This window comes from Glutamicibacter sp. FR1 (assembly GCF_047300825.1).
Classification (GTDB): domain Bacteria; phylum Actinomycetota; class Actinomycetes; order Actinomycetales; family Micrococcaceae; genus Glutamicibacter; species Glutamicibacter nicotianae.
Genome location: NZ_CP178602.1, coordinates 815,371 through 841,675 on the forward strand (window position 1 = coordinate 815,371; position 26,305 = coordinate 841,675).

Below are 26,305 nucleotides of genomic sequence, written 5' to 3' on the forward strand. Positions count from 1 at the left end.
GGCCTTCCGGATTGTGTTGCGTTGCCGAACCGCCTAGTCAGCATGCATGGGGAGAACTCTCCATGGCGATGGTTTTGTCAGTTCGTTAGAATTGGAGGGCGACGAATCTGATTTTGGGGAATAAGGCCGGATTCCAGCGCGCACTCGTACCAGCAAAACAAGGACTGACCTCTAGATGGCAAAAGCCGCTTCGACCGGATGGACCGGACTGCTCAAAAGCACCGGCTTCAAGGTGACTGCTATTCCAGTGGTGGCGGCGCTTGCCGTAACCGGTGCCATTATCTATCCGGGCTTCGAAACCGCTGACGTGGAACTGAACGACGGCGGCGTCTGGGTGGTGAATCAGTCCGAAGGCAAAATCGGGCATGTCAACTACCAGTCGCGCACCATTGACGGCGGCGTCGCCACCCCTCTGGCCAACTACGACCTGGTCCAGCATGAGGAAAGCGTGCTGGTGCGCAACATTGAACAGGCATCATTGACCACCATCGATCCCGCGATGGTGCAATTCGCCGGCGACAACAACCTGCCTGCCAACTCGTCCTTCTCTTTCGGCGCCTCCGTTGTCGCAGTCACCGACGCAGAACACGGTACCGTCCACGCCAGCAACCTCGAGCAGATCGCGGAATTCAAAGGCGAAGGCGCCGAACCGCTGATCGAATCCAAGGGCGACGTCGCCGCCGTGGTTGGCGCCGATGACACCATCTGGGCCGCAGACATCGGCGCCGGAACCCTGTCCAGCTTCACCCTTGACGATGACGGAACAGCCGAGCTCGGCCAGGAAATCGAAATTCCCGAACTGGCCGAAATGAAGAAGCCGCAGCTCTCGGCCGTGGGCAAGGTCGGCGTGGTCTTCGATGATGCCAGCGGCCAGCTGGTCACCTCCGAAGGCGGCTCCGCGATCCTGGAGAACCCGGCCAACGCCAAAATCCAGTCCCCGGGTCCGGAAGCCGAGACCATTGCCGTCGCGCTGGACCAGTCGCTGGCAACGGTGAGCTTGTCCGGCAAAGACACCAACTACGAGCAGCTGGAAACCGCCGGCACCCCGATCCAGCCGGTACGCGTGGGATCCTGCACCTACGCGGCCTGGCAGACCAGCGGCGAATACCTGCGCTTCTGCGACAACCCGGCCGATAACCAGAACACCAGAATCCCGGAAATGACCGAGGGCGCTGAACTGGCATTCCGCGTCAACCGCGACGTGGTCGTGTTGAACGATGTGCATTCGGGACAGGTCTGGCTGGCCAATGAAGGCATGGAAATCGTCAGCAACTGGAGCGATCTGGAACCGCCTGCCGGCGAGGGCGAGGCCAAGGAAGAAGAAACCAAGGAAATCACCGACGCCATCGAGCTGCCCAACCGCACCGAAGAGAACAAGAAGCCGATTGCCGAAGACGACACCTATTCGGTGCGCCCCGGCCGCACCACCTTGCTCCCGGTGCTCTACAACGACGTGGACCCGGACGGCGACTTGCTCACTGCCAGCTTGGAAGGCGCTGCGCCCTCGGTTGGCGCAGTCCAGCCGGTCCACGACGGCACCGGATTCCAGATTGTGGTTCCCGAGGACGCCAAGGGCGGGGCAAGCTTCGCCTACACCACCAAGGATGGCCGCGGGGGACAGGACACCGCGAGGGTCAAGCTGAACGTGGTGGACGAAGGCACCAACAAGGCACCGGAACAGCAGCGCACTACCGTGCTGCGCGTGCAGCAGGGCGAGTCGGTCAGCCACAACGTGCTCACCGACTGGACCGACGCGGAAGGCGATGACCTGCGCCTGCTCGGCGGCACCTCCGAGGGCGATGACGTGATCCGGGTCCAGCCCGATGGCACCCTGACCTTCCAGGACGATGGAAAGAAGCTGGGCCAGAAGGAATTGGCCATCCAGGTCTCCGACGGCCAGGAAGGCACCAAGGGCCGGGTGCTGATCGAGGTCCTGGCCGACTCCGTGGTCAAGCCGGTGACCGCCACCGACCACGTGGTGGCCACCATCAATGAATCCGCCAGCTTCACCCCGCTGGAGAATGACACGGACCCCACCGGAGAAGGACTGCGCCTGGCCGGCGTGGACGATGTGCCTGGACTGGAACTGAAGACCAATGCGCAGACCGGAACCGTGACCGCCCGCGCCGAACGCGCCGGCACCTACTATGTCGAATACATGGCCACCAACGGCCCGGCCAGCGCCCCAGGCTTGGCCCGCATCGACATCAAGAAGCCGGAGGAAAAGGCCGAGGACCCGATCGCTGTCCGCGATGTCGCCCTGCTGCCTGCCGGCCAGGACGTGCTGGTCAACGTGCTGGGCAACGACACCGACCCGGGCGGCGGCGTGCTGGTGGTCACGGGCGTGCAGACCGCCAGCGACAAGCCATTCTCCACCTCGGTGGAACGCAATACGTTCGTGCGCATCACCGACGTGCGCGGCCTGACCGACCCCACCACCATCAGCTACACCGTTTCCAACGGCTCCCGCGAAGCGACCGGCTCCATCCGGGTGATCCCGATTCCGGCCCCGCCGCGCATGGATCCGCCGCAGGCCAACCCCGACACCGTCACCGTCCGCGAAAACGACGTGGCCACCGTCAAGGTCCTGGAAAACGACATCCACCCCAACGGCGGAGAGCTGATCCTGCGCCCGGACCTGGAAGAAGCCGATGACCTGGGCGAGGGATCCTTGATCTCGGTCGCCGATGAGACGATCCGCTTCCGTGCCGGCGACTTCGGCGGCAAGGCCAAGCAGGTGTCCGCGGTCTACACCGTGGCCGGACCCGACGGCCAGGAAACCAGCGCCAGCGTCACCTTCAACGTGCTGCCCGAAGCGGAAGCCAACGACCTGGAGAAGAACAGCCCTCCGAACCCTGAACCGGTCACCGGGCGCGTGTTCGCCGGATCCAGCACCAACGTGCTGGTCCCCATTGACGCCATCGACCCCGATGGCGACTCGGTGTCGCTCGTGCAATTCGGCGATTCGCCGCGCATGGGCACCGCGAAGATCCGCGGGGCCTCCATCGACTACACCGCCAACCCCGATGCCTCGGGCACCGACGAATTCAGCTACGTGGTGGAAGACCGCCTGGGCGCCCGCGCCACCGGCACCATCAAGATCGGCGTGGCGCCACTGGCCGAATCCAATAATTCCCCGGTAGCGGTCAACGATTTCCTGACCGTGCGCCCGGACCGCCCGGTCGCCGTGGACGTGATGGACAATGACACCGACCCGGACGGCGACCCGATCGCCTTGATGAGCGAGGTCTCCACCGAATCCAGCACTGAAGTGGAAGTCGTTGACGGCCGCGTCACCCTGACCTCGCCTCCGGAAGACGGCAACGTGTCGATCCGCTACATGATTTCCGATGGCCGCGGCGGCACCGCGGCGGGCACGCTGAGCGTCAAATCCGATCCCGAGGCGCAGCTGCTCGCCCCGATTGCCCGCGACGATCGGGTGTCGCTGGAAGAAGTCATTGCCGATGAGCAGGTGACCGTCGATATCCTGCGCAACGACGAGGACCCGGACGGCAGCTCCAGCGAGCTGGAAATCAGCCTGCCGGACAACCCGTCCACCGCCCAGGTGACCGAGGACGGCCTGGTGGTTACCGCCACCGAAGAGGCGCAGATCATCGCCTACACCCTGACCGACCCCGACGAACTGACCTCCACGGCCTTCGTCCACGTGCCGGGCACCGCCGGAGCCCGGCCGATCCTGCGCAGCGGGCTGAACCTGCAGGTCCAGGCGGGAGAAGTCCTGCCGCTGAATCTGGAGGACCTGGTCCTCGTGCGCGATGGCCGCACCCCGCGCCTGACCACAGAGGAATCGGTGACCTCGATGCCGCAGAACGACGGCGAACTGGTCAAGTCCGCCACCGAGCTGTCCTTCCGCGCCCCGGTGGACTTCGACGGTTCGGCGACCGTCAGCTTCGAAGTCACCGACGGCACCGGCCCGGACGATGAAAAGGGGCTGAAGTCCAAGCTAACCCTGCCGATCAACGTCACCCCGGCACCGCGCCAGAACGATTCCGAGGAACGCCAGAACCAGAACGAGGAAGGCCAGCCGGAAGAGGACGAGCCAGAGGAAGAGGAAGAAGAGGAGCAGCCCGACGAGGAGAACTTCGCTCCGACCCTGCAGGCCAATTCCCTGGCCGTGGGCCAGGGCGAGGAGCCTGCCTTCCTGGACCTGCGCATGGCCGCCGGCGATGCCAATGAAGAGGACGTCCCGAACCTGAAGTTCGCCATTGCCTCGGTGGACATCCAGGGCGTGAGGGCCGAACTGGTCGAGGGGCACAACCTGAGGGTCAGCGCCGAAGCATCGACCCCGAAGGGCACCACCGGCAGTGTGACCGTCACGGTCAGCGACGGCGTCAACCCGCCGGTCCCGGCCGCCATGGCCATTACCGTTACCGGCTCGGTGCGCGAGCTGCCGGTAGCCGTGGCCGACAACGTCCCCGATGCCGCCCAGGGCAAGACCGAAGTGGTTGATGTGCTGGCCAATGACCACAACCCGTACGCTGATGAAGGTCCGCTGCGCCTGATCAACGCCCGCGCCCTGGAAGACACCGGGACGGTGGAAAAGCGCGGCGACCAGGTGGCAATTACCCCGAACGACGACTTCGTGGGCACCATGCGGGTGGAATACACCATTGGCGATGTCACCGAAGATGTGGCACGCAACGTCATCGGCACCGTGACGCTGAACGTCAAGGGCGCCCCGGAAGCCCCGGGACTGCCTCGCGTCCAGTCCACCGGCGACCAGAAGGTCGTGCTGCAGTGGGACCCGCCGGCCAATAACGGCTCGGACATCACCGGCTACACCGTGCGCGGCGGCGGGCACACCCAGAAGTGCGCCACCACCACCTGCACGATCACCCCGCTGGCCAACGACACCGTGTACAACTTCACCGTCACCGCCACCAACGAGATCGGCGAATCCCCGGCCTCGGCGCAATCTGCCGACGCCCGTCCGGACGTGGAACCCGAACAGCCGGCCGCTCCCACCGGCACCGACGGCGACCAGCAGGCCGCCTTCAAATGGACCGCCCCGGTCAGCCGCGGTTCGGCCATCCAGAGCTACACCCTGGAGATCTCCCCGGCACCGGCCAATGGCGTCACCCAGGTCACCGGCATCACCGGCACCTCCTACACCTGGAAGGGCCTGAAGAACGGCACCGACTACCAGGTGCGCGTGCGCGCGGTGAACAAGGCCTCCAAGCCATCGGCCTTCAGCGCCTACTCGGCAGCGGTCACCCCGGCGGGCAAGCCGTTCAAGCCATCGGCGCCTACCGCCGCCCGCAAGGACTCCGCGGTGGATGGCGGCGTGGTCAACGTGGCATGGAACGCCCCGGGCACCAACGGCGCGCCGATCACCGGCTACACCCTGCGCGTCTTCAAGTCCGGCACCCTGGAGAAGACCATCGGCTCCATTGCCGCCAACCAGACCAGCCAGTCGGTCACCGGCCTGAGCACCTCCGGTTCCTACACCTTCACCATTGCCGCCACCAACCGCAAGGGCAGCTCGGAACAGAGCTCCAAGTCGGTGGCGGTGACCCCGTACGGACGGCCCAAGGCCGTATCCAGCGTGAGCGCCAAGGCCACGGGCGCCAACCGCATGGTGCGGCTGGACTTCCAGGCACCTGCCGCGAACGGATCGAAGATCACCGGCTACCAGTACTCCACCGACGACGGAAGCTGGAAGTCCTTCGGCGGACCGGGCTCGGTGATCGACACCGGTTCCAACGGAAGCGCGCACACCTGGCGCGTGCGGGCCTTGAATGCCGCTGGCGCCGGCACCGCCAGCCCGGCCAGCAACAAGACCAGCGCCTACGGTCCGCTGCGCGACAACGCGAAGATTTCCTCCTCGCACGGCAACGACTGGATCTCCTTCAGCTGGAATACGGCCGCCGGGGAATCCAACGGGCGCAAGGTCACCCAGACGGTGAAGATCGGCGGCAACAGCACCAAGAACGACGGCTCGCAGAAGGTCACCGGCCTGGGCTACTCCACCAGCCGCACCATCAAGATCGTGGCAACGGACACCGAAGGCCAATCCAGGTCCTGGTCCAAGACGGAGAAGACCAACCCGAAGCCGGCCCGTTCGGTGAAGCTGTCCGAGGGACCGATGTACAACGGCTACTCGAACTCGACCTGCCCGCCGAACTGCTACAAGTACCACGTGGAGCTCTACAACTTCGCCCCGGGAACCCACACCTACCTGGCCCAGTGCTATCACTCCGGCGGGATGTTCTCGGATAACTACGTGACCTTCAACGTCGACGGCAATGGCCGGGCCTCGAAGGACCTGCCATGCGTGATCGAGCCGGGATACGCCCAGCCGTACTTCGCACGCATCGATGGCACCGAATCCGACCACGTTAATTTCAGATAAGCGCGGCATCGGCCGGGCATCAAGACGTACAGAAAGAACAAACACTGCCATGACCATGAGCACCGAGCAGGCCAACTGGTTCTGCGATACCTTCGCCAAATTGGTGTCCAACGTCGGCCAGTCCGTGCTGGGCAAGGAGCAGACCATCAAGCTGGTGCTCACCGCCATGCTCAGCGAGGGGCACGTGCTGCTGGAGGACGCCCCGGGCACCGGCAAGACCATGCTGGCCCGTTCGCTGGCCGCCACCGTGCGCGGCAGCAACTCGCGCATCCAGTTCACCCCGGACCTGCTGCCCTCGGACGTCACCGGCATCACCATCTACGACCAGCGCAGCGGCCAATTCGACTTCCACCACGGGCCGATCTTCGCCAACCTCGTGCTGGCCGACGAGATCAACCGCGCCTCGCCCAAGACCCAGTCGGCGCTGCTGGAAGTCATGGAAGAAGGGCGGGTGACCGTCGATGGCACCACCTACCCGCAGGCCCGCCCGTTCATGGTGATCGCCACCCAGAACCCGATCGAGCAGGCAGGCACCTACCGGCTGCCTGAAGCGCAGCTGGACCGTTTCCTGATCAAGACCTCCATCGGCTACCCCGACCGCGAGGCCACCGTGGCGCTGCTCTCGGGCAGCACCCAGCGCGACCGCTCGGCAGCGTTGAACGCCATCATCACCACCGAAGCTGTGGTGGAAATGGCCGAACTGGCCACCACCGTGCACGTGGATACGGCCGTGCTGGAATACGTTGCAGCCCTGTGCGAAGCGACCCGCGACTCCGCCGACACCCGGCTGGGGGTTTCGGTGCGCGGCGCCCTGGCGATGGTGCGCGCGGCCAAGGTCTGGGCCGCCAGCCAGGGCCGGAACTACGTGCTGCCCGATGACATCAAGGAATTGGCGCCGCATGTCTTCACCCACCGCCTCGTGCTGGATCCGGAAGCCGAGTTCACCGGCACCACCGCCGAGCAGGTGATCGCCTCGGTGCTGCGCAAGATCCCGGCCCCGACCCGCCGCGGCGACGAGGACTCCGCCGAAGCCGAGAGCAAGGACCAGGACGAGCATTAATGAGCCGACGAGCTAAGCGTCCTGCACGGAACAGCAAGCTGAATCGCGGGGCCGAGACGTCGCTGGCCATGGCCAGCGAGGCCATGGCGGTGCTGCGCGACTACCTGGGCCCTGCCATCGCGCGAGCCAGGGAACTGTCCACCCGATACCTCGCGCCGATCGCCACGGTCATCTCCCCGCTGGGCTTCGTGCTGCTGGGCACCGCGGTGCTGCTGTGGATCCTCGGCGCCAGCTTCGGCTGGCAGGAAGCCCTGCTGGGCGCCTTCATGGCCACCGTGCTGCTGCTTGCCTCGGTGGGATTCGTCCTGGGTCGCAACGACTTCAGCGTCGACTTGGATCTGCACCGCACCCGTGTGGCCGTGGGGGACCGCGCCGTGGGAGCCATGCAGGTAGCCAACAAGGCTTCGCGCAGCTCGGCACCGGTGATGATGGAACTTCCGGTGGGCCATGGGGCCGCCCAGTTCCGGATCCCGCGCCTGGAACCGCAGCAAACGCATGAGGACCTGTTCACCATCCCCACCCAGCGCCGCCAGGTGCTGGACGTGGGTCCGGTCCGCTCGGTCCGCCAGGACCCCTTTGCGATCCTGCGCCGGCAGGTGAAATGGACCGAGAGCTACGAGCTGTTCATCCATCCGCGCACCACCGCATTGGATGGTTCCTCGGCCGGGTTCATCCGCGACCTGGAAGGCATGCCCACCGCCGACCTCTCGAATTCCGACGTGTCCTTCCACGCCCTGCGCGAATACCAGTCGGGGGATGACCGCCGGCACATCCACTGGAAGTCCACGGCCCGCACCGGCGAGCTGATGGTCCGCCAGTTCGAAGAGACCCGGCGCTCGCACCTGGCCCTGTCGCTGAGCACCAACCTGGACGAGTACGCCGAGGCGCACGCCGAGGAGGATTTCGAATTGGCCATCTCGGTGGCGGCCTCCATCGGCCAGCAGGCCGTGGCCGAACAGCGCAAGCTGGCCATCCTGACCCAGCAGGGCCCGGTGCGCACCGGCAGCGGCCGGCAGATGATGGACGGGCTGACCCGCATCGAGGCGGCCACCGGCCAGCGCGAGAATCTGGTGGACGTGGTGCGCCACACCGCTGATACGGTGCCCGGCGCCTCGGTGATTTTCTTCCTCACCGGCACCAGAACCAGCGCCAAATCGCTGCGCGAGGCATGGATGCACGTGCCGGCCGGCGTGCGCGCCATCGCCATCCGCTGCGAAACCGGGATTGAACCTTCGCGCTCGAATATTGGCGAGCTGACCGTATTGAGCCTCGGCAAGCTGGAAGAACTCGGCGTGATGCTGCGAAAGGCCGTGGCATGAAACAGACGATTCCCCTCTGGCGCTATGGCGTCGACGCGGCCTGCCTCGCCCTGGCCCTGGTGCTTGGCGCGCTGGGTCTGCTGGAAGCCTACGGCGCGAGCCTGAACTTCATCCTCGCTGCCGTTGGCGGACTGGTTGCCGGCCTGGCCTTGGCCTGGGCCAATGTGCATTTCAAGCTGGGCACCTGGCGGACCCTGGGCCTGTTCGCGCTGCTGTACCTCGTGCTTGGCACGCCGTTGGCGACCCCGCGCGAGGCAGCCTTTGGCCTCCTGCCCACCGGCCAATCCCTGCGCACCTTGCTGACCGGCCTGGTTTTCAGCTGGAAAGACATGCTCACCGTGGCGCCACCGGTAGGTTCCTACGGCGGAGTGCTGATTGTGGCCTTCCTGTCCGCGCTGCTCACCGCGCTGCTGGCCGGCTTGGCCGCCTGGCATTTGCGCTCGCCGTATTGGACGCTGCTGCCGCTATTGGCAATGTTCGTGCTCGGCATTGTCTTCGGCACCCGCGATGTGCCGATGCCCGTCGCCCGTGGCGTCTCCTTCATCGCGGTGCTGGTCGGCTGGCTTGCCTGGCGGCGCTTCATCGACACGCGCGTTTCCGGCGGATTCAGTTCGCTGAACCACGAGAAGCTTGACTCCCAGGGTTCCAAGCAGCTCCTGCTGCGCCGCGTGATTGCCGGAACCCTGGTGCTGGCCGGTGCCGGCGTCGCAACCGCGGCGGCCACGCCGCTGCTGGCCCCGGAAACCCCGCGCCAGGTGCTGCGCGATGCACTGGAACCGCCGGTGGACCTCTATGACTACCCAAGCCCCCTGACGCGTTTCCGCAAATATGTGAAAACGATGGCTGACGACACCCTGATGACCGTCAAGGGCCTGCCCAAGGACGAGCGCATCCGCCTGGCCGCCCTGGATTCCTACAACGGCATGGTCATCAACGTGGATCCGTCCGCGGGTGGCAGTTTCGCCCCGGTGGGCGATGCCAGCGATATCCGTTCGGCCGACACGGTGGAAGGCCGCGAAGCCGCCGAGCTTGAATTCTCGATCAAGGACTATCAAGGCGTGTGGGTTCCGTCCGGTGGCAAGCTGCTGGGCATGGAACTGACCGGCGGGCGTGAAGATGAACTGGCCCGTTCGCTGTTCTACAGCGATTCCTCCGAGAGCGCGCTGAGCTCCATCGGGCTGGCGGAGGGCGATGCCTACACGGCGAAGGTGCTGTTCCCGGCCAAGCCCAGCGATGAGCAGCTCAACGAACTGGACTTGGCGCAGTTCCGCATGCCTGAGCTGGCCAATGTGCCAGCCATAGCGGGAGCGAAAGCCGCTGAATTCACCGGATCGGGCCGCGGGGACCTGGAGCGTGTGCGGAGCATCGAAGCGATGCTCTCCGGAACCGGGTTCTTCTCCAACGGCACCGAGGGACAGGTGCCCTCGCTGTCCGGGCACGGCGCGGGACGCATCACCAGCCTGCTCGATGCCGAGCAGATGATTGGCGATGACGAGCAGTATGCTGTTGCGATGGCGCTGATGGCCCGCGAGCAGGGTATTCCTGCGCGCGTGGTCATGGGCTTCTATCCCGAGGAATACGCGCCTGAAAAGGCGGTCGAAATCAAGGGCTCCGATGTCCACGCCTGGGTGGAGATCGCCTTTGAAGATGTGGGCTGGGTTGCTTTCAACCCGACGCCCAACGAGGATGAGCAGCCGACCCCTCCGGAACAGGAACCCAAGGCCGTGCCGCAGCCGCAGGTGCTGCAGCCTCCGCCGCCGGCGCAGGAAGAAGCCGACTTGCCGCCGCAAACTGCACCGGAGCCGCAGGAAGTGGAAGAGGAACCGGAAACCTTCTGGGAGCGCTGGGGACAGGTCATCATCGTTGTCGGCATTTCGCTGGGGTCGCTGCTGCTCCTGCTTTCGCCGCTGCTGCTGATTGCCCTGCTGAAGCTGCGCCGTCGCGAGAAGCGGGCGAAGTCCGGCAGCACAGGGGACCGCATGAGCGGAGGTTGGCAGGAACTGCTCAGCCATGCCACGGATCACCGTATCGCTACGGCCAACGGCGCGACCCGGCGGGAAAGCGCGAGCGTGCTGGCCGCCGGCTTCCCGGCGCTGTCCGATCCGGTGCGCTCCCTGGCGCAGCGTGCGGACGCGGCGAACTTCTCCCATGAGCAGCCGACCGAGGAACAGGTACGGAAGTATTGGGAAGATGTCATTGCGCATACCCGGAAGATGCAGGAACCGCTAGGATTCTTCGGCAGGATGCGCGTGAAGTACTCCCCACGATCCCTGATACATGAGCTGGCTGCGAAGACCGCCAAGACGGCACGAATACTGCAACAGAAAAACCGGAGGAAGCCATGGCGGTAAAGATGGATCTGGTCGATGCCCGAACTACCCAGCGGCTGCTCGCATGGCTGATCGACTTCCTGCCGGTGCTGGTCCTGTCGGTGATTTTCCTGCCGATGATCGCCTCCAGGATGGTGGCCTCGCTGAGCGCTCCGCAGCTTGCGGACGAAATCGCCGGAACATATATCCTGTACAGCGTCCTCACACTGGCCTACACGGTGTTCTTGTGGTGGTGGGAAGCTACCTCGGGCAAGACCCTGGGCAATGTGCTCCTCGGGCTGCGGACCACCACCCTCAAGGGCGAGCGTCCGGGATGGGGCAAAACCATCATCCGCCGCTTGCTGATCGCTGTGGCAGGCATCGTCCCGATTCTCGGATCGGTGCTGATGGTCATCTCCAATCACTTCGATGCGAACGGCAAGAAGCAGGGCTGGCATGACAAGGTGGCCGGGACGCTGGTGCTGGATATCAAGGCTGGGCGCGACCCGCTGACCACCGGGGGCGCCGCAGGGCCGCAGTCCTTCGCGCCTCCGCAGCAGTATGCTCCGGGCCGCCGCTTTGTGGGGGAGCCGGACGATGCGCAGGGCACTTCTGGTGCAGTCATCGATTCGGTGCCAGGTGCTGTGCGCGTCGCTGCCCCCGAAGCGCAGGAATCGGTTCGTCCCCGTCCCGCCGCGCGGCCCAAGCAGGAAGCGAAGATCGTTGAGGTTCCCTCCACCGAGGCCGCAGCTGATCCGGATGAAGACCTCGGTCATACGTAAATTCGTCCGCAATCCCCGGATGCCGTGCATCTGCTCTTCGACGATAGCCAGTGCCTCGACCTGGCCGGCAGCATCCTGATCGGGCGCAACCCCTCGTACTCGGATGGCGATGTGGGTGTCCACCTGGTTGCACTGGATGATCCGGACCGCACGGTCTCCAAAACGCATCTGCTGATCCAGCCAGGCGTAGGCAGCGTCTGGGTGACCGACCGGGATTCGGGCAACGGCTCGTGCATTGTCGACGAGGACGGGAACGTGCGCGAACTTGTTCCGGGCAAGCCGGAGCAGGCAATGATTGGCCATACGGTGTACTTTGGCGACCGCTATTTCCAGGTGGAACATCCGTGACAGATCTCAACCCTGGGGCAAGCCTCAGATTCAGCCACGGCCAGGCAACTGACCGTGGACTGCGCCGCGCCCTGAACGAAGACAGCTTGCTGGCCTCTGAACGGCTGCTGGCCATTGCCGACGGCATGGGCGGGCATGAAGCAGGCGAAATAGCCAGCGCCCTGTGCCTCAAGATCCTTGGCGATGGATTCATGGATGCCGGCGCGCAGCTGGATCCAGAGACCTTGGATACCCTGCTGGCCGTAGCTGATCGCAGCATCGTGGAGGCGGGCTCGGGTCGAGCCGGCACCACCCTGGCCGGGGCCGTGCTGATTGATGCAGGCGCTACCAGCGGGCAAGCGGAAGAACCCCAGCTGCTGGTGTTCAATGTGGGCGATTCGCGCACCTACTTGTGGACGCAGGGAGTGCTGCAACAGGTCAGCGTCGATCACTCCGAGGTGCAGGAATTGATGGATATCGGAGAGCTGGATGCCAAGCAGGCAGCCACCTATCCGCGCCGGCATGTGATCACCCGCGCCTTGGGAATCAACGCCAACAGCCAACCGGACTACTGGCTGGTGCCGCTGGCAGGGAAGGAGCGCATCCTGGTCTGCTCTGACGGTCTGAGCAGCGAAGTCGGCGATCCCGCAATCCAGGAAATCCTTGCGCGGTTCCCGGATCCCCAGCAAGCTTCCGAAGAATTGGTCCAAGCGGCTCTGGATGCCGGGGGACGCGATAATATCAGCGTGATCGTTGCCGATGTGGAGCATGGGCACCCCGACGATGTTGGCATTACTATTCCGCGCATATCGACTACGAGCCACCAAGAGGAGAAATCATGAACAGCCTGCGTTACCTTCCCGGAGACTGGTACGCCCTGGTCAATGGCCAGCACATTGTCCTCCTTCCTTTCAGTGCAAGCGCAGAACAGGTCAATGGCCTGTGGGCCAAGCTCGCTGGGAAGACCACGGTGGACGCTCTGCTCTCGGAGCTGTTGCCGATGTACCAGATGAACATTGCCGACCTGCCGAACTTCGCTTTGATCTCCCGTGACAGCGCACCGCATCTGATCCTGCGCGGTGCCCCGGAATTCATCGCCCGGTCTGCCTCCGGCGAGGAGAAGGTGAGCGGCGCAGGCATCGCGACCTGGGCCGAACGCAAGCTGGGGGAGTCGAAGTCGTGGACGCTGGGCACCGGTTCGGCGAAAGCCGAAGCCACATTCGCGCTGCCAATTGGCGAAGGCATCGTACGCGTATCGCAGCTGGAATGGGCCGCAGGAGAGGACCCCACCGCTGCGGAAAAGACCCCAGCCGTGGCTAAAGCCCCGGCACCGGCTAAAGCCCCGGCACCGGCTGATGCCAAGTCTGCCGCTGCTCCGGCGAAGGCTCCGGCTCTTGCTGCGGCTAAGCCCGCTGCAGGATCTGATGCTGCAGAACCTGTGGTAGCTCAGGCAAAAACTCCTGCACCTTCCGAAGCTAAGCCTGCTGCGGAGAAGCCCCCTGCGCCTGCCGCTGCTAAGCCGGCTGCGGAAAAGACCCCTGCGCCTGCCGCTGCTAAGCCGGCTGCGGAAAAGACCCCTGCGCCTGCCGCTGCTAAGCCGGCTGCGGAAAAGACCCCTGCGCCTGCCGCTGCTAAGCCGGCTGCGGCGCCGGCAAAGAATCCTGCGCCAGCTGTTGCTAAGCCAGATGCTGGTAAGCCGGCTGCGGCGCCAGCAAAGGACCCGGCACCGGCTGCGGCCAAGCCAGCTTCTGCTCCGGCTAAGGCTGCTTCCGCACCTGATGCGGCCAAACCAACTGATGCGCCAGCAAAGAATCCTGCACCAGCGGCTGCCAAGTCAGCTGCACCGCCAGCAAAGGACACGGCACCGGCGGAGGCCAAGCCTGCTGCCGCACCGAACGCTGCACCAGCCAAGGAAGCTGCAGATCCCAAGGGCCCAGCTGACGTGCTGGCACGTGCAGCCGACGCTGCCAAGGCGGCCGATGAAGCCAAGTCCGCGAAGGCATCGGCAGAGGACGCCGAGGACGACAGGACCTTTGACTCAGAAGCAACCCAGGATCCAGCGCAGTACGAGCAGGAAGTTTTCTCGGAGGAACTATCGCTTGCCGGGCAGCTGTTCGGAGCCAGAGGTGCGGCAGAGACCGTTTACGATACCGGCCAGGGCGATGACCAGGACACGATTATTAAGCCCCGCCCGGCAGGACCTGCCATCGCTGCGCCTCCCGCTGAGCCAGCTGACGACGAGCACACGATCATCCGCGGCTCCAGTGTTCCGAAATCCAGGCCTTCATCAGGGTTAGATGCCAAGGACGGTACAGAAAGTTCGGTGTCCCTGAATGAATTCATCCTGGCGCGCTCTTGCTCCAAGCGGCACCCCAATCCACCCACCGCGTCGACGTGCAGGGAATGCGGCGAGCGATTGACCGCCCAGGCGCAGCAGGTTCGCAAGCCTGCCATGGGCCGCATGATTGTCAGCGACCACGGAGGTACCCGCGAATACGCCCACGAGCTGAACCGCTCGGTGGTTCTCGGACGCCAGCCAAACGCAGCAGCCGTCAAATCCGACAGCGAGCCCCGCCTGCTGAAGGTTGAAAGCCCCAGCGGCGACATCTCCCGTTCGCACCTGCACGTGCGTGTGGAGGGATGGCATGTGCAACTGGTGGACCTTGGTGCCACCAATGGCACCGTGCTGCTGCGCGAAGGGCAGCGGCCACGGCGCGTGTCCCGCCACCAGGAGATCATGCTGATCAACGGCGACGTCGCTGACTTGGGTGATGGCGTCAGCATCCGCTTCGAGGATCTGCCGTGAGCTCAAAGCGCGCGCCAGCTCCGGCACCGCAAATACCGGGATTCGCGTACGTCAAGCCACTGGGTACCGGCGGATTCTCCGATGTCTATCTTTACGAGCAGCACCGGCCCAACCGCAAGGTGGCGGTCAAGGTGCTGCTGGCTGATGTCAGTGATGAGGAAGCCCGCCAACGTTTCGAGGCGGAGGCCAACTTGATGGCCCAGTTGTCCACCCATCCTTATATCGTCACGATCTACCAAGCGGAGATCACCGATGACGGACGTTCCTATCTGGCCATGGAGTATTGCTCCCGGCCGTCCTTGGATGCCCGTTACCGTCGCGGTGTCTTGAGCATCGATGAAACGCTGGCCTTGGCCATCCAATTGTGCTCAGCGGTCCATACGGCGCATCTTGCGGGCATCGTGCATCGCGATATCAAGCCGGGAAATGTGCTGACCACCGACTACAACCGGCCGGCACTGACCGACTTCGGCATCTCGGGAACTATCGGATCGCACACCGCAGGGCTGTCGGTGCCATGGTCCGCCCCGGAAGCGTTCATCGGCGACACTCCTCCGGGCGTGCGCATGGACGTGTACTCGCTCGGTGCCACGATCTATACGGTTTTGGCAGGGCATTCGCCGTTCGTCCGCCCGGGACAGGATAATGCGCAGCCAGTGCTCATTGAGCGGATCTGCAATTCGCCATTGAAGCCGTTGGAGCGCCTTGACGTTCCCGAGTCGCTGAACCAGGCGTTGTCGGTAGCCATGGCGAAGAACCCTGCTTCGCGATTCGGCTCGGCCGCCGAATTCGCCCGCTCCCTGCAGCGAATCCAGATCGAGTTGGGCTTCTCGGTCACTCCTTTTGAGGTCATTGAAGAACCTGCCGAAGCGGTCGAGGAGGAGGACGGCGAAAGCACGCGCGTCCGCAATGTCATTTCGATAAGCGACGTGCAGCGTCCGTTGCCTTCCACACCGATGATTTCTTCCGTTCCCGGGCAACAGGCTCAGCGGGTACGACCGTCAGCGCCGATACCGCGGCTGCACATGCCGAAGGAACCTGCGGCGGGTCCGAGCCCGGATGATGAAGCGCAAGACGAAGCCGGAACACCGTTGGCCAAGCGTGCAGAGCCGAAGCCGCGCCAGAGCCTGCCGAAGGTATTCATCGTGGTGGGCATAGTGCTGTTCCTCTTGGTTGGCGGCGCCTTCATTGCAAACACGTTCTTGCCGGAGCAGGATGCCGCGCAGCGTACCGGCCCGCCCATTACCGCCACGGACGGTCCCAAGGACGCATTAGTTGGCGGCACCGTCCCCAAGGTGGATAATTTCGAGTACTCCACGGTGGGAGAAACGGTAACCTTCCGCTGGTCCAATCCGGAACCGAATAAGGACGACCATTACCGTTGGGCTCCCATTACCGCAACGGAAACGGGAGAGTTCAAGCAGACGAAGTCTCCCAGTGCGACTACAGACATCGGCGAAGGCGGGCAAACTTGTATCGAGGTCAAGCTCGTGCGCGATGATGGACGTATCTCGGATGGAGCACGATTCTGCACGGGCGCAGGTTAAGGAAGGTAGGCATAAGCGATGAGTGAAGTAACTATCGAGTACTGCGGGCAGTACTATCCTGTCCAAGATGACAAACCCTTCACCATCGGACGTGAAGGCGATCTCGCAATCGACGACAATCCGTACTTGCACCGGCACTTCCTGACAATTAGCAAGCACAGCGGACTGTGGTGGCTCAACAACGTGGGCAGCCGGCTGACCGCGACCATTGCGGATCGAACCGGCGGCCTGCAAGCCTGGCTGTCGCCGGAGTCGAGCCTGCCGCTGGTGCTCAATCGGGTGGGCGTGGTGTTCACTGCCGGTCCCACCACCTATGAGCTGTCGATTCATGTCGCGCAGCCGGCATTCCGGCAGGACTACCTGGAATACGATGCGTGCGGCGAAACCACCATTGGGCCGGTGCTGCTGACCAGCGCCCAGCGGGCGCTGGTCGTGGTCTTGGCTGAGCCGATGCTGCGCCGCGAAGGCACCGGGCTTAGCTCGATTCCCACCAGCGCGGCGGCTGCCGCACGGCTGGGGTGGGGAATTACGAAGTTCAATCGCAAACTCGATAACGTGTGCGACAAATTGGACAAAGCTGGCGTTGCCGGACTGCGCGGGGGGCCCGGAAAACTGGCCACCAACCGTCGCGCCCGGCTGGTGGAGCACGCGGTGAGTTCGCATCTGGTCACCCGTGCCGATTTGGCCATCTTGGATTCCGAAGTACCCGACGAAGACTAGGTTCCCGGCTGATACGCCAAAGGCCAATGGGCTGGACGATTCCTTGCGGAATTGTCCAGCCCATTGGCCATTGGAATGCTCAGCGCCGTCCGATAGTCCAGCCCAAACGCGGGACGAGTGCGCGGCGCCGGCGAATCCGATCCACGCGCTTCTTGGGCTCTGCGGCCTCAGGTGCAGGCGCTGGAGCATTGCCCATGGCAGCGATCAATGCAGTGACCACCGCCAATTCCTCGTCACTCGGGTTTCCCTTGGTGACACGGATCTGCGGGGCAGCAGGCAAGGCGCTGTTCTGTTCCATCGGCGTGCTCCTTTGTGGTTCTGGTGGGTACTGGTCGGGCAGAATCTGCCGCTTACAGCGGGATGTTGCCGTGCTTCTTCGGAGGCAGGGTGGCGTGCTTCTCGCGCAGCGCTCGCAGGCCGCGAACCAGCTGGAAGCGGGTCTCGCTCGGGGCGATGACCGCATCCACGTAGCCCAGCTCAGCCGCCTGGTACGGGTTGAGCAGTTCGGCCTCGTAGTTGTCGATGATCTGCTTGCGGCGAGCCTCGACGTCTCCGCCTTCGGCTTCCACAGCGGCCAGATCGCGGCGGTAGAGGATGTTGACCGCGCCCTGGGCACCCATCACGCCGATCTGCGCGGTCGGCCAAGCCAGGTTCAGGTCTGCGCCCAGCTTCTTCGAGCCCATCACGATGTACGCTCCGCCGTAGGCCTTGCGGGTGATCACTGTCAGCTTCGGCACGGTGGCCTCGGCGTACGCGTAGAGCAGCTTCGCGCCGCGGCGGATGATGCCCTGGAACTCCTGGTCCTTGCCCGGCAGGAAGCCCGGCACGTCCACGAAGGTGAGGATCGGGATGTTGAAGGCGTCGCAGTTGCGCACGAAGCGGGCGGCTTTTTCCGAGGCGGCAATGTCCAAGGTGCCGGCGAACTGCATTGGCTGGTTGGCGACAATGCCCACGGTGCGGCCTTCGATGCGGGCGTAGCCAATCATCACGTTCGGTGCGTAGAGCGACTGCATCTCGAAGAAGTGCTCATCATCGACAACCGACTCGATCACGGTGCGCATGTCATAAGGCTGGTTTGCCGAATCCGGGATGAGCGTATCGAGCTCCAGGTCCTCGGCGGTGATATCCGGTTCTTCATCGAATTCGGCAATCAGCGGATCCGAGAGGTTGGAGGACGGGAGGAAGTCCAGCAGTTCCTTGCAGAACTCCACAGCGTCTTCCTCGTCGGAGGCGAGATAGGTGGCGGTGCCGGTATTGGCGTTGTGCTGGCGGGCGCCGCCCAGGGTTTCCATGTCGATTTCCTCGCCGGTGACCGTCTTGATGACGTCCGGGCCGGTGATGAACATGTGGCTGGTCTTGTCGACCATGATCACGTAATCGGTCAGTGCGGGGGAGTAGGCTGCGCCGCCGGCCGATGGTCCCATGATCAGCGAGATCTGCGGGACAACGCCCGAAGCGTGGACATTGTTGCGGAAGATGTCAGCAAACATGGCCAGGGACGCGACCCCCTCCTGGATGCGGGCACCGCCGCCATCGAGGATGCCGACAACCGGGCAGCCGTTGCGCAGTGCGAATTCCTGGACCTTGACGATTTTCTCGCCGTTGACCTGGGAAAGCGAGCCGCCGTAGACGGTGAAGTCCTGCGAGTAGACGGCCACCAAGCGGCCATCCACGGTGCCGTAGCCGGAGACCAGGCCATCGCCCAATGGCTTCTTCTTCTCCATGCCGAAGGCGGTGGAGCGGTGGACTGCAAGTGCGTCGAACTCGACGAAGGAGTCTTCGTCCATGAGCATTTCGATGCGTTCGCGGGCAGTGTGCTTGCCGCGGGAGTGCTGCTTTTCGATCGCCGCTTCGCCGCTTGGCGCTTCAGCGAGCTTCTGGCGGCGGCGGAACTCAGCAAGCTTTCCGGCGGTGGTGGACAGGTCGATTGACTCGGCTGCCTCAGTTCTGCCCTGCGTCATGCCTTCGACTCCCTTGAGTTGTCATCAATGTGTAGGAATAGCACAAGAAAAATGCCATCCAAGTTAGTCTAGCTGTGGAAACAGCTCTTCCGGTTGTAGGAATCTTACAAAATGGCCCGATATCTGGTGCGTGGCACGCCAGAATAAGTTACTGGGCGGTAGCTTAGTGGTGGATCATCGAGTAATCTGTATCACATGACTACTGAATCACGCACTCTTATCGCGCCCGTTCCCGGCAACCTGAAGAACCGCACCATCCTGATGAGCGGCGGCAGCCGCGGCATCGGCCTGGCCATCGCTTTGGCCGCAGCCCGGCAAGGGGCCAACGTGGTTCTGCTCTCCAAGACCGATACTCCTCACCCGACGCTGGAAGGGACCATCCATACCGCCGTTGCGCAGATCGAGGAAGCCGGCGGCCAGGGCTTAGCCGTTGTCGGCGATGTCCGCGTGGACGCCGACGTGCAGCGCGCCGTGGAGGAAGCGGTGGCGAAATTCGGCGGCATCGACATCGTGGTCAACAACGCCTCGGCCATCAACCTGGCCAAGACCGACCAAGTCGATATGAAGCGCTACGACCTGATGCAGGACATCAACGTCCGAGGCACCTTCCTGCTGTCCAAGACCGCGCTCCCGTACCTGCGCGCCTCCGAGCACGCCCATATCCTGACCCTCTCCCCGCCGCTGAACCTGGACCCCAAGTGGGCAGGGCAGCACCTGGCCTACACCATGGCTAAGTACGGAATGTCGCTGACCACCCTTGGGCTGGCTGAAGAGCTGAAGGAAGACAGCATCGGGGTGAACTCGCTCTGGCCTGAAACACTGATCGACACCGCAGCAATCCGCAACCTGCCAGGCGGGCAGAAAATGGTCCAGGGCGCACGCGACTCTTCGGTCGTGGCAGACGCTGCCATGGCAATTCTTGCCAGCCCGCCCGCGGGCGTCAGCGGCAATTTCTTCACCGACGGCCAGGTGCTGACCTTGGCCGGGGAAACGGATCTGGAGAAGTACACCCTGAACCCGCAGATCCCGCTGGTCCAGGACATCTTCCTGTAGGCGGTCAAGCGGGGTAAAACAGGGAAAAATGGGCGGCCGGTGCCATAGGGTTGGAGATATGGAAAACCCGTATGGCACCGACCGCGCTGTTCTCGATCCCCGGATCTTCAATGAGCTCACCGCCCCGTTGGATTTGGGGCTGGTCAATCTCAAGCCAACCTCCGGTTCTACGAATACCGAGCTGGCGCAACTGGCCAGCACCGGCGAGGCCGGCCATCTCAGCGTGTACTACACCGAGCACCAGCAGGCCGGCAAGGGGCGCTTGGGCCGTGAATGGGTGACCCCGGCAGGATCTTCCCTCACCGTCAGCGTCCTGGCCGTGCCCGGACCTGGTTTCCCTCCCGAATCCCTGTCCTGGTACACCATGCTGGCGGCGCTGGCCTGGAGCCGGGCGGCCGAGAATACCTGCGGCGTTCCACTGGGGATCAAATGGCCCAACGACCTGTTGGCTGGCGAGCAGAAAGTCTGCGGCATCCTGGCGCAAATGGTTCCTGTCGGCAACGGCTACGGCGTGGTGGTCGGGACCGGAATCAATGTGAACCAGAGCCGGGAGGAACTTCCGGTTTCTACCGCGACATCCCTGCGGCTGGCCGGTGCGAAGAACCTGAACCGCACCGAATTGCTGGCCGAGTACCTGAAGCAATTTGCGGCTTTGGACCGGGGATTCCGCCAAGTCGGCGGCATGGCGCAGATGCCGTTGCCGGCAAGCAACGGGAAATCCTTGCACCAGCTAGTCAGCGCCAAGCTGGCCACGCTGGGACATGACGTGCGTGTGGAATTCCCTGACGGGTCCACGCTGGTGGGCACTGCCATAGAGCTGGGCACCGATGGCTCGCTGGTGCTGGAGCACGGCACCGGGCAGCGTGAACATGTGCTGGCAGGCGACGTGCACCACGTGCGGCGCGCCGATGGAAAGTATGCCTAACCCGGCTTGGGTATTGGCCCGGGACTAGTATTGGAAGAGACGACCGAAGCATTCAGCCGGGAACAGGAGGGATGAGGAACAACACGATGAAGTTGCCGCTGCATGAAAGGGAACGAGTGATCATCAAGACTCGTGAGCATTCCCGAGTACTGCGCCAGCCCGTGGGGACCTTCCTCGTCTTGACCGCACTGTGCACGTTTTCGCTTGGCTATCTTTCCCGGGACGATCTCTCGGACGGGCTGGCTTCCAATGCAAATGTGTGGATGATCGTTGCGGTAGTCCTCTGGGCCGCGCTGGTGCTCATCTGGAGCGTGATTCCCTGGGCCCGGTGGCTGCGCAGCCGCATCGTGCTGACTACCGAGCGGATCATGTTCCGGCCGACGTATAACGACGGCAAGCTGCAATCTGTAGGATTATTTACAGTTCGCGACCTGGTCGCGCACAGCAAGGCGAAAAATGCCATGACGCGTGCGGGAACCTTGGATATCGTGCTGAACCAGGGATACGTGCGGCTCTCGCATGTGCCCTCGGTACAGTATTTCCGTTCCCTGGCAATGGAGGCGATGGCGAACCTGCGCAGCAGCCAGAGTATGGCGCACACCGAAACGACGAACAGTGAGGGCATGGGGGCATGAGCACCGAGCACACCAACACACCTCGGGCAGACTCTCCGCAGTCCGCCGCCGAGGCTGTCCGTGGCGCCCGCCAGCACGCTCCCGCGGCAACCCCCGCCGAATCGGATCCAATTCTCGAACTTGCCGAGGCCATGGAAGGCCCGCTGCGCATTCCGGCCCACACCCCCGAGGCTGTCCGCGACACCGTCGCCTCGCTGGAAAAACGGCTCATCGGCGGCCAGCGCGAATTCCGCCGACGCGAAGTCGCTTCCGAGGCAGGGGTCTCCCTGCACTCGGCACGCAAGCTGTGGCGCGCCATAGGCTTCCCGGAACTCAGCGATGACGAAGTGTTCTTCACCGAGGCCGACAAGAAAGCCCTGGGCACCATGGTGGGCATGGTCCGCGAAGGCGCGCTGACCGAGGAAACCGCCATCTCGCTGATGCGCTCGGTGGGCCAGATGACCGACCGCATGGTGGTCTGGCAAATCGAGGCACTGGTCGAGGACATGATCGCCAACCAGAACCTGTCCGACCGCCAAGCCCGCCGCCAGCTTTTCAGCCTGCTGCCTGAAATCATCCCAGCCATCGAGGACCTGCTGCTCTACTCGTGGCGCCGCCAGCTCAACTCCGCCGTGCACCGCATGGCATTGCGCGTGGAAACCGGTGTGGCCGCCTACAACCAGGACCGCGGCGAGGACGATGGCGGCACCCCGTTGCCGCTGGCCCGTGCGGTGGGCTTCGCCGACCTGGTCTCCTACACCTCGCTGTCGCGGCGCATGAACGAGCGCACGCTGGCCCAGCTGGTCCAGCGCTTCGAGGCCAAATGCGCGGAAATCATTTCCGTGGGCGGCGGCCGCCTGGTCAAGACCATCGGCGATGAAGTGCTCTACGTGGCAGAAACCCCGCAGGCCGGCGCGCAGATCGCGCTGTCCCTCTCGCGCGAGCTGGCCAAGGACGAGCTCTTCCCGCAAACCCGCGGAGCGGTGGTCTGGGGCCGGCTGCTCTCGCGCCTGGGCGATATCTACGGACCGACGGTGAACATGGCGGCCCGGCTGACCTCGCTGGCCGAGCCTGGCACCGTGCTGACCGATGCGATTACCGCGAATACGCTGCGCAATGATGCACGCTTTGTGCTCACCGCCCAGGAAATCACCGCGGTGCGTGGCTTCGGGGATATCCAACCCTACGAACTCTCGGCAGGCGAGGGAGCAGGACTGGTGATTGACTGATGGCTAATGAACCAGCACCGGTTCCCTTCATCCTCGCCGCGGCGGGCCTGACGGACGTGGGACGCAAGCGCTCGCAGAACCAGGACCGCATCCTGATGCACGACATCGTGTACGCGGTTGCCGACGGCATGGGCGGGCATGAAGCCGGCGAGGTGGCCAGCCAGCTTGCGGTGGAAACCATGGAAGAAATCTGCACCTTCGCCAATAAGACCTCGGTGCGGAAACTGCCCTCGGTGCCGGATGTCCAGCGGCAGGTGCAGCTGGCCGATGACCGCATCCGCGAAGCGCTTGAATCGCGCGGCGGCACCACCCTGTGCGCCCTGGTGCAGATCAAGACCCCCAGCAAGGGCCGGGACAGCGTGACCGCTCCGCTGGCCGCCGTTCCGCCGTGGACCTCCAGCTTCGCAATGACGCAGAATACCGACGTGATTTCCAAGATCACTCCGCAAATGCTGGAGAACCACCGCGCCAACCTGGCTCCTGCTACCGCGCCGCTGCCGGTGGCCACCGAGGAAGTCCCGAGCCTGCTGCTGGTCAACGTGGGAGACTCGCGCGGCTACCGGCTGCGCGACGGTGCGCTGCAGCAGCTGACCCGCGACCACTCGGCCGTGCAGGAAATGGTGGATGCCGGGCAGATCACCGAGCTGGAAGCCCGCAACCATCCGCACCGGAACCTGATTACCCGCGCCCTGGGCGCAGGCGCCGAAAGCCAGCCGGACGTCACCGTCCTGCAGCCACGCATCGGCGACCGCTACATGCTGTGCAGCGACGGGCTCTCCGGCGAGTTGACCGAAGACATTTTGCAGACCCTGCTGGTGAACTACAAGGACCGCACCGAAGCGGCCCGAATACTCACTGCGGCTGCGCTGGAAGCCGGCGGCCGGGACAACATCGCAGTGATCGTGATTGACGTGCTGGCAGCCGAACCCGCACCAGCGGACGCACCTGGGAACTAGGGCTCCAAGCCAGCTAAACAGTCCGCCGGTGGGGCACAATTGAATACGTGAGTGAAAAAGACGCAGCACCAGTTGAGGCCACCAACGTACCGCCGGAAGCCGACAAGACCCGCTATGAACAGCTGGTCGAGCAGATCCGCGCCCACCGCGAGGCCTATTACCAAAATGATGCTCCGCTGGTCTCCGACGCGGAATACGACGCGTTATTCCAGGAGCTCCAGCTGCTTGAGGCGACCTATCCCATCCTTGCTGGACAGGATTCGCCCACCCAGGAAGTCGGCGGCGAAGCCTCCGCAGCGTTCGCATCGGTCACCCACGCCAGCCGGATGTACTCGCTGGAAGACGTTTTCTCGCTTGATGAACTCGACGCGTGGCTGGAGCGTGCCCAGGCCAACGCCGAACGCCTGCACCCGCAGACCCCGGTCAAGTGGCTGTGCGAAGTCAAAATCGACGGCCTGGCACTGAACCTGACCTACCGCGAGGGCAAGCTGGTTCGCGCGGCCACCCGCGGGGACGGCACCACCGGCGAAGACGTGACCCACAATGCGCTGACCATCAGCGATATCCCGCAACAGCTGTCCGGCTCCGGCTGGCCTGCGGAATTCGAAGTCCGCGGCGAAGTCTTCATCGCCACCGAGGACTTCAACAAGTTCAACGAGGCACTGATCGCCCAGGGCAAGGCGCCGCTGGCCAACCCGCGCAACGCCGCCGCCGGGTCCTTGCGCCAGAAGGATCCGGAGCAGACCGCCAAGCGTCCGCTGCGCATGTTCGTGCACGGCCTGGGCCGCAGCCGCGATTTCAACCTGACCGAGCAGTCCCAGGCCTATGAGCTGATGCGCAGCTGGGGCCTGCCGGTCTCTCCGTACGGCCGCGTGGTCGGCAGCCGCCAAGAAGCCAAGGACTACATCGCCGAGCACGGCGAGAAGCGCCATGATTTGATCCACGACATCGATGGCATTGTCATCAAGGTCGATGACCTGGCCACCCAGGAACAGCTGGGCTACACCTCGCGGGTTCCGCGCTGGGCCGTCGCCTACAAGTACCCGCCCGAAGAAGTGCACACCAAGCTGCTGGACATCCAGGTCCAGGTGGGCCGCACCGGCCGCGTGACCCCCTTCGGCGTGATGGAACCAGTCCTCGTCGCCGGCTCCACCGTCGCGCGCGCGACTTTGCACAACCAGGAAGTCGTCAAGGCGAAAAACGTCAAAATCGGCGACACCGTCATCCTGCGCAAGGCCGGAGACGTCATCCCGGAGATTGTCGGCCCGGTGCTCCCGCTGCGCGATGGCAACGAGGACCTGCGTGATTTCGTCATGCCCACCGAATGCCCCTCCTGCGGGCAACCGCTGGCCCCGGCCAAGGAAGGCGACGTGGATATCCGTTGCCTCAACGCTGAATCCTGCCCGGCACAGCTCACCGAGCGCGTGGCCTACCTTGCCGGACGCAGTGCACTGGACATCGAAGCCCTCGGCTACGAAGCGGCAGCTGCCCTGACCAGCGGTCCGGGCGAGGACCCGGCCACCCAGGGCGGCGTCATCCTGCCCGCCGGAACCGGCCCGCTGAAGAACGAGGCTGACCTGTTCAACCTCAAGGACAAGCTCGACGAGCTTGGAGAAGTCAAGGTCTGGCGGGAAAAGCGCTCCAAGGGGGAGGGCACCGGCAAGTACGAGCTCGTCCCGTACTTCTATTCCAAGGCCACCGCCAAAAAGCCTTCGGTGCCGACCAAGAGCACCCTGAAGCTGCTTGATGAGCTGGAGAAGGCCAAGGGCAACCCGCTGTGGCGGGTGCTGGTAGCCCTGTCCATCCGTCACGTCGGCCCGAACGCCTCGCGGGCCATTGCCACCCGCTACGGCTCCATGGACGCCCTGCTTCAGGTCCTGGACTCGGGCAACGCGGTGGCGGAACTGGCCGAAATCGATTCGGTTGGCACCATCATCGCCGAAGCGCTGGTTGACTGGTTCACGGTGGATTGGCACCGCGAGATCGTCTCCTCCTGGCAGGCCTCCGGCGTGCAGATGGAAGACGAGCAGGATGCGAACATCACCAAGAACCTCGAAGGCCTGGCCATCGTGGTGACCGGTACCCTGGAGAACTATTCCCGGGATACCGCCAAGGAAGCGATCATTGTCCGTGGCGGCAAGGCCACCGGCAGCGTCTCGAAGAAGACCGACTTCCTGGTGGCCGGCGAATCCGCCGGGTCGAAGCTGGACAAAGCCCAGTCCCTGGGCGTTCCGGTACTGGACGAAGCCGGATTCGGCATCCTGCTGGAGCAAGGACCGGAAGCAGCACGCAAGGCAGCACTCACCGCACCAACGGAAGGCTAG

General features: G+C 64.2%; 18 protein-coding genes. 16 read left to right on the forward strand and 2 right to left on the reverse strand.

All coding sequences use genetic code 11. The annotated features are described in order from the left end of the window. Window positions 1-175 precede the first annotated feature (175 nt). Genes ACLQ8T_RS03880 through ACLQ8T_RS03925 form a run of 10 tightly spaced genes read left to right on the forward strand, consistent with a single transcriptional unit; the run spans window position 176 to window position 17,243 of the window. Window positions 176-6,373: an Ig-like domain-containing protein gene (locus ACLQ8T_RS03880; RefSeq protein WP_413455746.1), complete on the forward strand. Its 6,198-nt coding sequence runs from the start codon at window positions 176-178 to the stop codon at window positions 6,371-6,373. Window positions 6,374-6,422: 49 nt separating this feature from the next. Further along, the gene (locus ACLQ8T_RS03885; RefSeq protein WP_413455747.1) at window positions 6,423-7,433 is read left to right on the forward strand and encodes an AAA family ATPase; all 1,011 of its coding nucleotides are present in this window, start codon (window positions 6,423-6,425) and stop codon (window positions 7,431-7,433) included. Further along, window positions 7,433-8,752 carry a DUF58 domain-containing protein gene (locus tag ACLQ8T_RS03890; RefSeq protein ID WP_128469713.1) on the forward strand — a complete coding sequence of 440 codons (1,320 nt, stop codon included), beginning with the start codon at window positions 7,433-7,435 and terminating at the stop codon, window positions 8,750-8,752. Before ACLQ8T_RS03885 ends, ACLQ8T_RS03890 begins: the two co-directional genes overlap by 1 nt. Continuing rightward, complete coding sequence (locus ACLQ8T_RS03895; protein ID WP_413455748.1) at window positions 8,749-11,103, forward strand: DUF4129 domain-containing transglutaminase family protein; 2,355 nt, start codon at window positions 8,749-8,751, stop codon at window positions 11,101-11,103. Before ACLQ8T_RS03890 ends, ACLQ8T_RS03895 begins: the two co-directional genes overlap by 4 nt. Beyond that, on the forward strand, window positions 11,094-11,843 hold the full coding sequence (locus tag ACLQ8T_RS03900) for an RDD family protein (protein ID WP_413455749.1): 750 nt from the start codon (window positions 11,094-11,096) through the stop codon (window positions 11,841-11,843). Before ACLQ8T_RS03895 ends, ACLQ8T_RS03900 begins: the two co-directional genes overlap by 10 nt. A gap of 24 nt (window positions 11,844-11,867) precedes the next feature. Then, window positions 11,868-12,191: an FHA domain-containing protein gene (locus ACLQ8T_RS03905; RefSeq protein ID WP_413455750.1), complete on the forward strand. Its 324-nt coding sequence runs from the start codon at window positions 11,868-11,870 to the stop codon at window positions 12,189-12,191. Continuing rightward, on the forward strand, window positions 12,188-13,012 hold the full coding sequence (locus tag ACLQ8T_RS03910) for a protein phosphatase 2C domain-containing protein (RefSeq protein WP_204720990.1): 825 nt from the start codon (window positions 12,188-12,190) through the stop codon (window positions 13,010-13,012). Before ACLQ8T_RS03905 ends, ACLQ8T_RS03910 begins: the two co-directional genes overlap by 4 nt. Beyond that, window positions 13,009-14,976: an FHA domain-containing protein gene (locus ACLQ8T_RS03915; protein ID WP_413455751.1), complete on the forward strand. Its 1,968-nt coding sequence runs from the start codon at window positions 13,009-13,011 to the stop codon at window positions 14,974-14,976. Before ACLQ8T_RS03910 ends, ACLQ8T_RS03915 begins: the two co-directional genes overlap by 4 nt. Then, window positions 14,973-16,523, forward strand: a complete 1,551-nt coding sequence (locus ACLQ8T_RS03920; protein ID WP_413455752.1) for a protein kinase domain-containing protein — start codon at window positions 14,973-14,975, stop codon at window positions 16,521-16,523. Before ACLQ8T_RS03915 ends, ACLQ8T_RS03920 begins: the two co-directional genes overlap by 4 nt. A gap of 18 nt (window positions 16,524-16,541) precedes the next feature. Beyond that, a complete protein-coding gene (locus ACLQ8T_RS03925) occupies window positions 16,542-17,243 on the forward strand; it encodes a hypothetical protein (RefSeq protein WP_413455753.1) in 702 nt (233 codons plus the stop codon). A 79-nt stretch (window positions 17,244-17,322) separates the two neighbouring features. On the opposite strand, the gene ACLQ8T_RS03930 is transcribed toward ACLQ8T_RS03925, so the two are convergent. Then, window positions 17,323-17,541, reverse strand: a complete 219-nt coding sequence (locus tag ACLQ8T_RS03930; protein ID WP_413455754.1) for an acyl-CoA carboxylase subunit epsilon — start codon at window positions 17,539-17,541, stop codon at window positions 17,323-17,325. 52 nt (window positions 17,542-17,593) lie between these two features. Then, window positions 17,594-19,204 (reverse strand): acyl-CoA carboxylase subunit beta, encoded by a 1,611-nt coding sequence (locus ACLQ8T_RS03935; RefSeq protein ID WP_204720997.1) that lies wholly within the window; start codon window positions 19,202-19,204, stop codon window positions 17,594-17,596. 195 nt (window positions 19,205-19,399) lie between these two features. On the opposite strand from ACLQ8T_RS03935, the gene ACLQ8T_RS03940 reads away from it, so the two are divergent. The 6 genes from ACLQ8T_RS03940 (at window position 19,400) to ligA (ending at window position 26,305) form a co-directional block, all read left to right on the forward strand. Next, window positions 19,400-20,257: an SDR family oxidoreductase gene (locus ACLQ8T_RS03940; RefSeq protein ID WP_204720999.1), complete on the forward strand. Its 858-nt coding sequence runs from the start codon at window positions 19,400-19,402 to the stop codon at window positions 20,255-20,257. A gap of 58 nt (window positions 20,258-20,315) precedes the next feature. Beyond that, window positions 20,316-21,182 carry a biotin--[acetyl-CoA-carboxylase] ligase gene (locus ACLQ8T_RS03945; RefSeq protein ID WP_204721000.1) on the forward strand — a complete coding sequence of 289 codons (867 nt, stop codon included), beginning with the start codon at window positions 20,316-20,318 and terminating at the stop codon, window positions 21,180-21,182. Window positions 21,183-21,268: 86 nt separating this feature from the next. Then, the gene (locus ACLQ8T_RS03950) at window positions 21,269-21,817 is read left to right on the forward strand and encodes a hypothetical protein (RefSeq protein ID WP_413455755.1); all 549 of its coding nucleotides are present in this window, start codon (window positions 21,269-21,271) and stop codon (window positions 21,815-21,817) included. Further along, window positions 21,814-23,025 carry an adenylate/guanylate cyclase domain-containing protein gene (locus ACLQ8T_RS03955; protein WP_204721004.1) on the forward strand — a complete coding sequence of 404 codons (1,212 nt, stop codon included), beginning with the start codon at window positions 21,814-21,816 and terminating at the stop codon, window positions 23,023-23,025. The genes ACLQ8T_RS03950 and ACLQ8T_RS03955 overlap by 4 nt, the downstream gene beginning before the upstream one ends. Continuing rightward, entirely contained in the window at window positions 23,025-23,981 is a 957-nt protein-coding gene (locus ACLQ8T_RS03960) for a PP2C family protein-serine/threonine phosphatase (RefSeq protein WP_052253520.1), read from the forward strand. Before ACLQ8T_RS03955 ends, ACLQ8T_RS03960 begins: the two co-directional genes overlap by 1 nt. A 47-nt stretch (window positions 23,982-24,028) precedes the next feature. Next, on the forward strand, window positions 24,029-26,305 hold the full coding sequence (gene ligA / locus ACLQ8T_RS03965) for an NAD-dependent DNA ligase LigA (protein ID WP_413455756.1): 2,277 nt from the start codon (window positions 24,029-24,031) through the stop codon (window positions 26,303-26,305).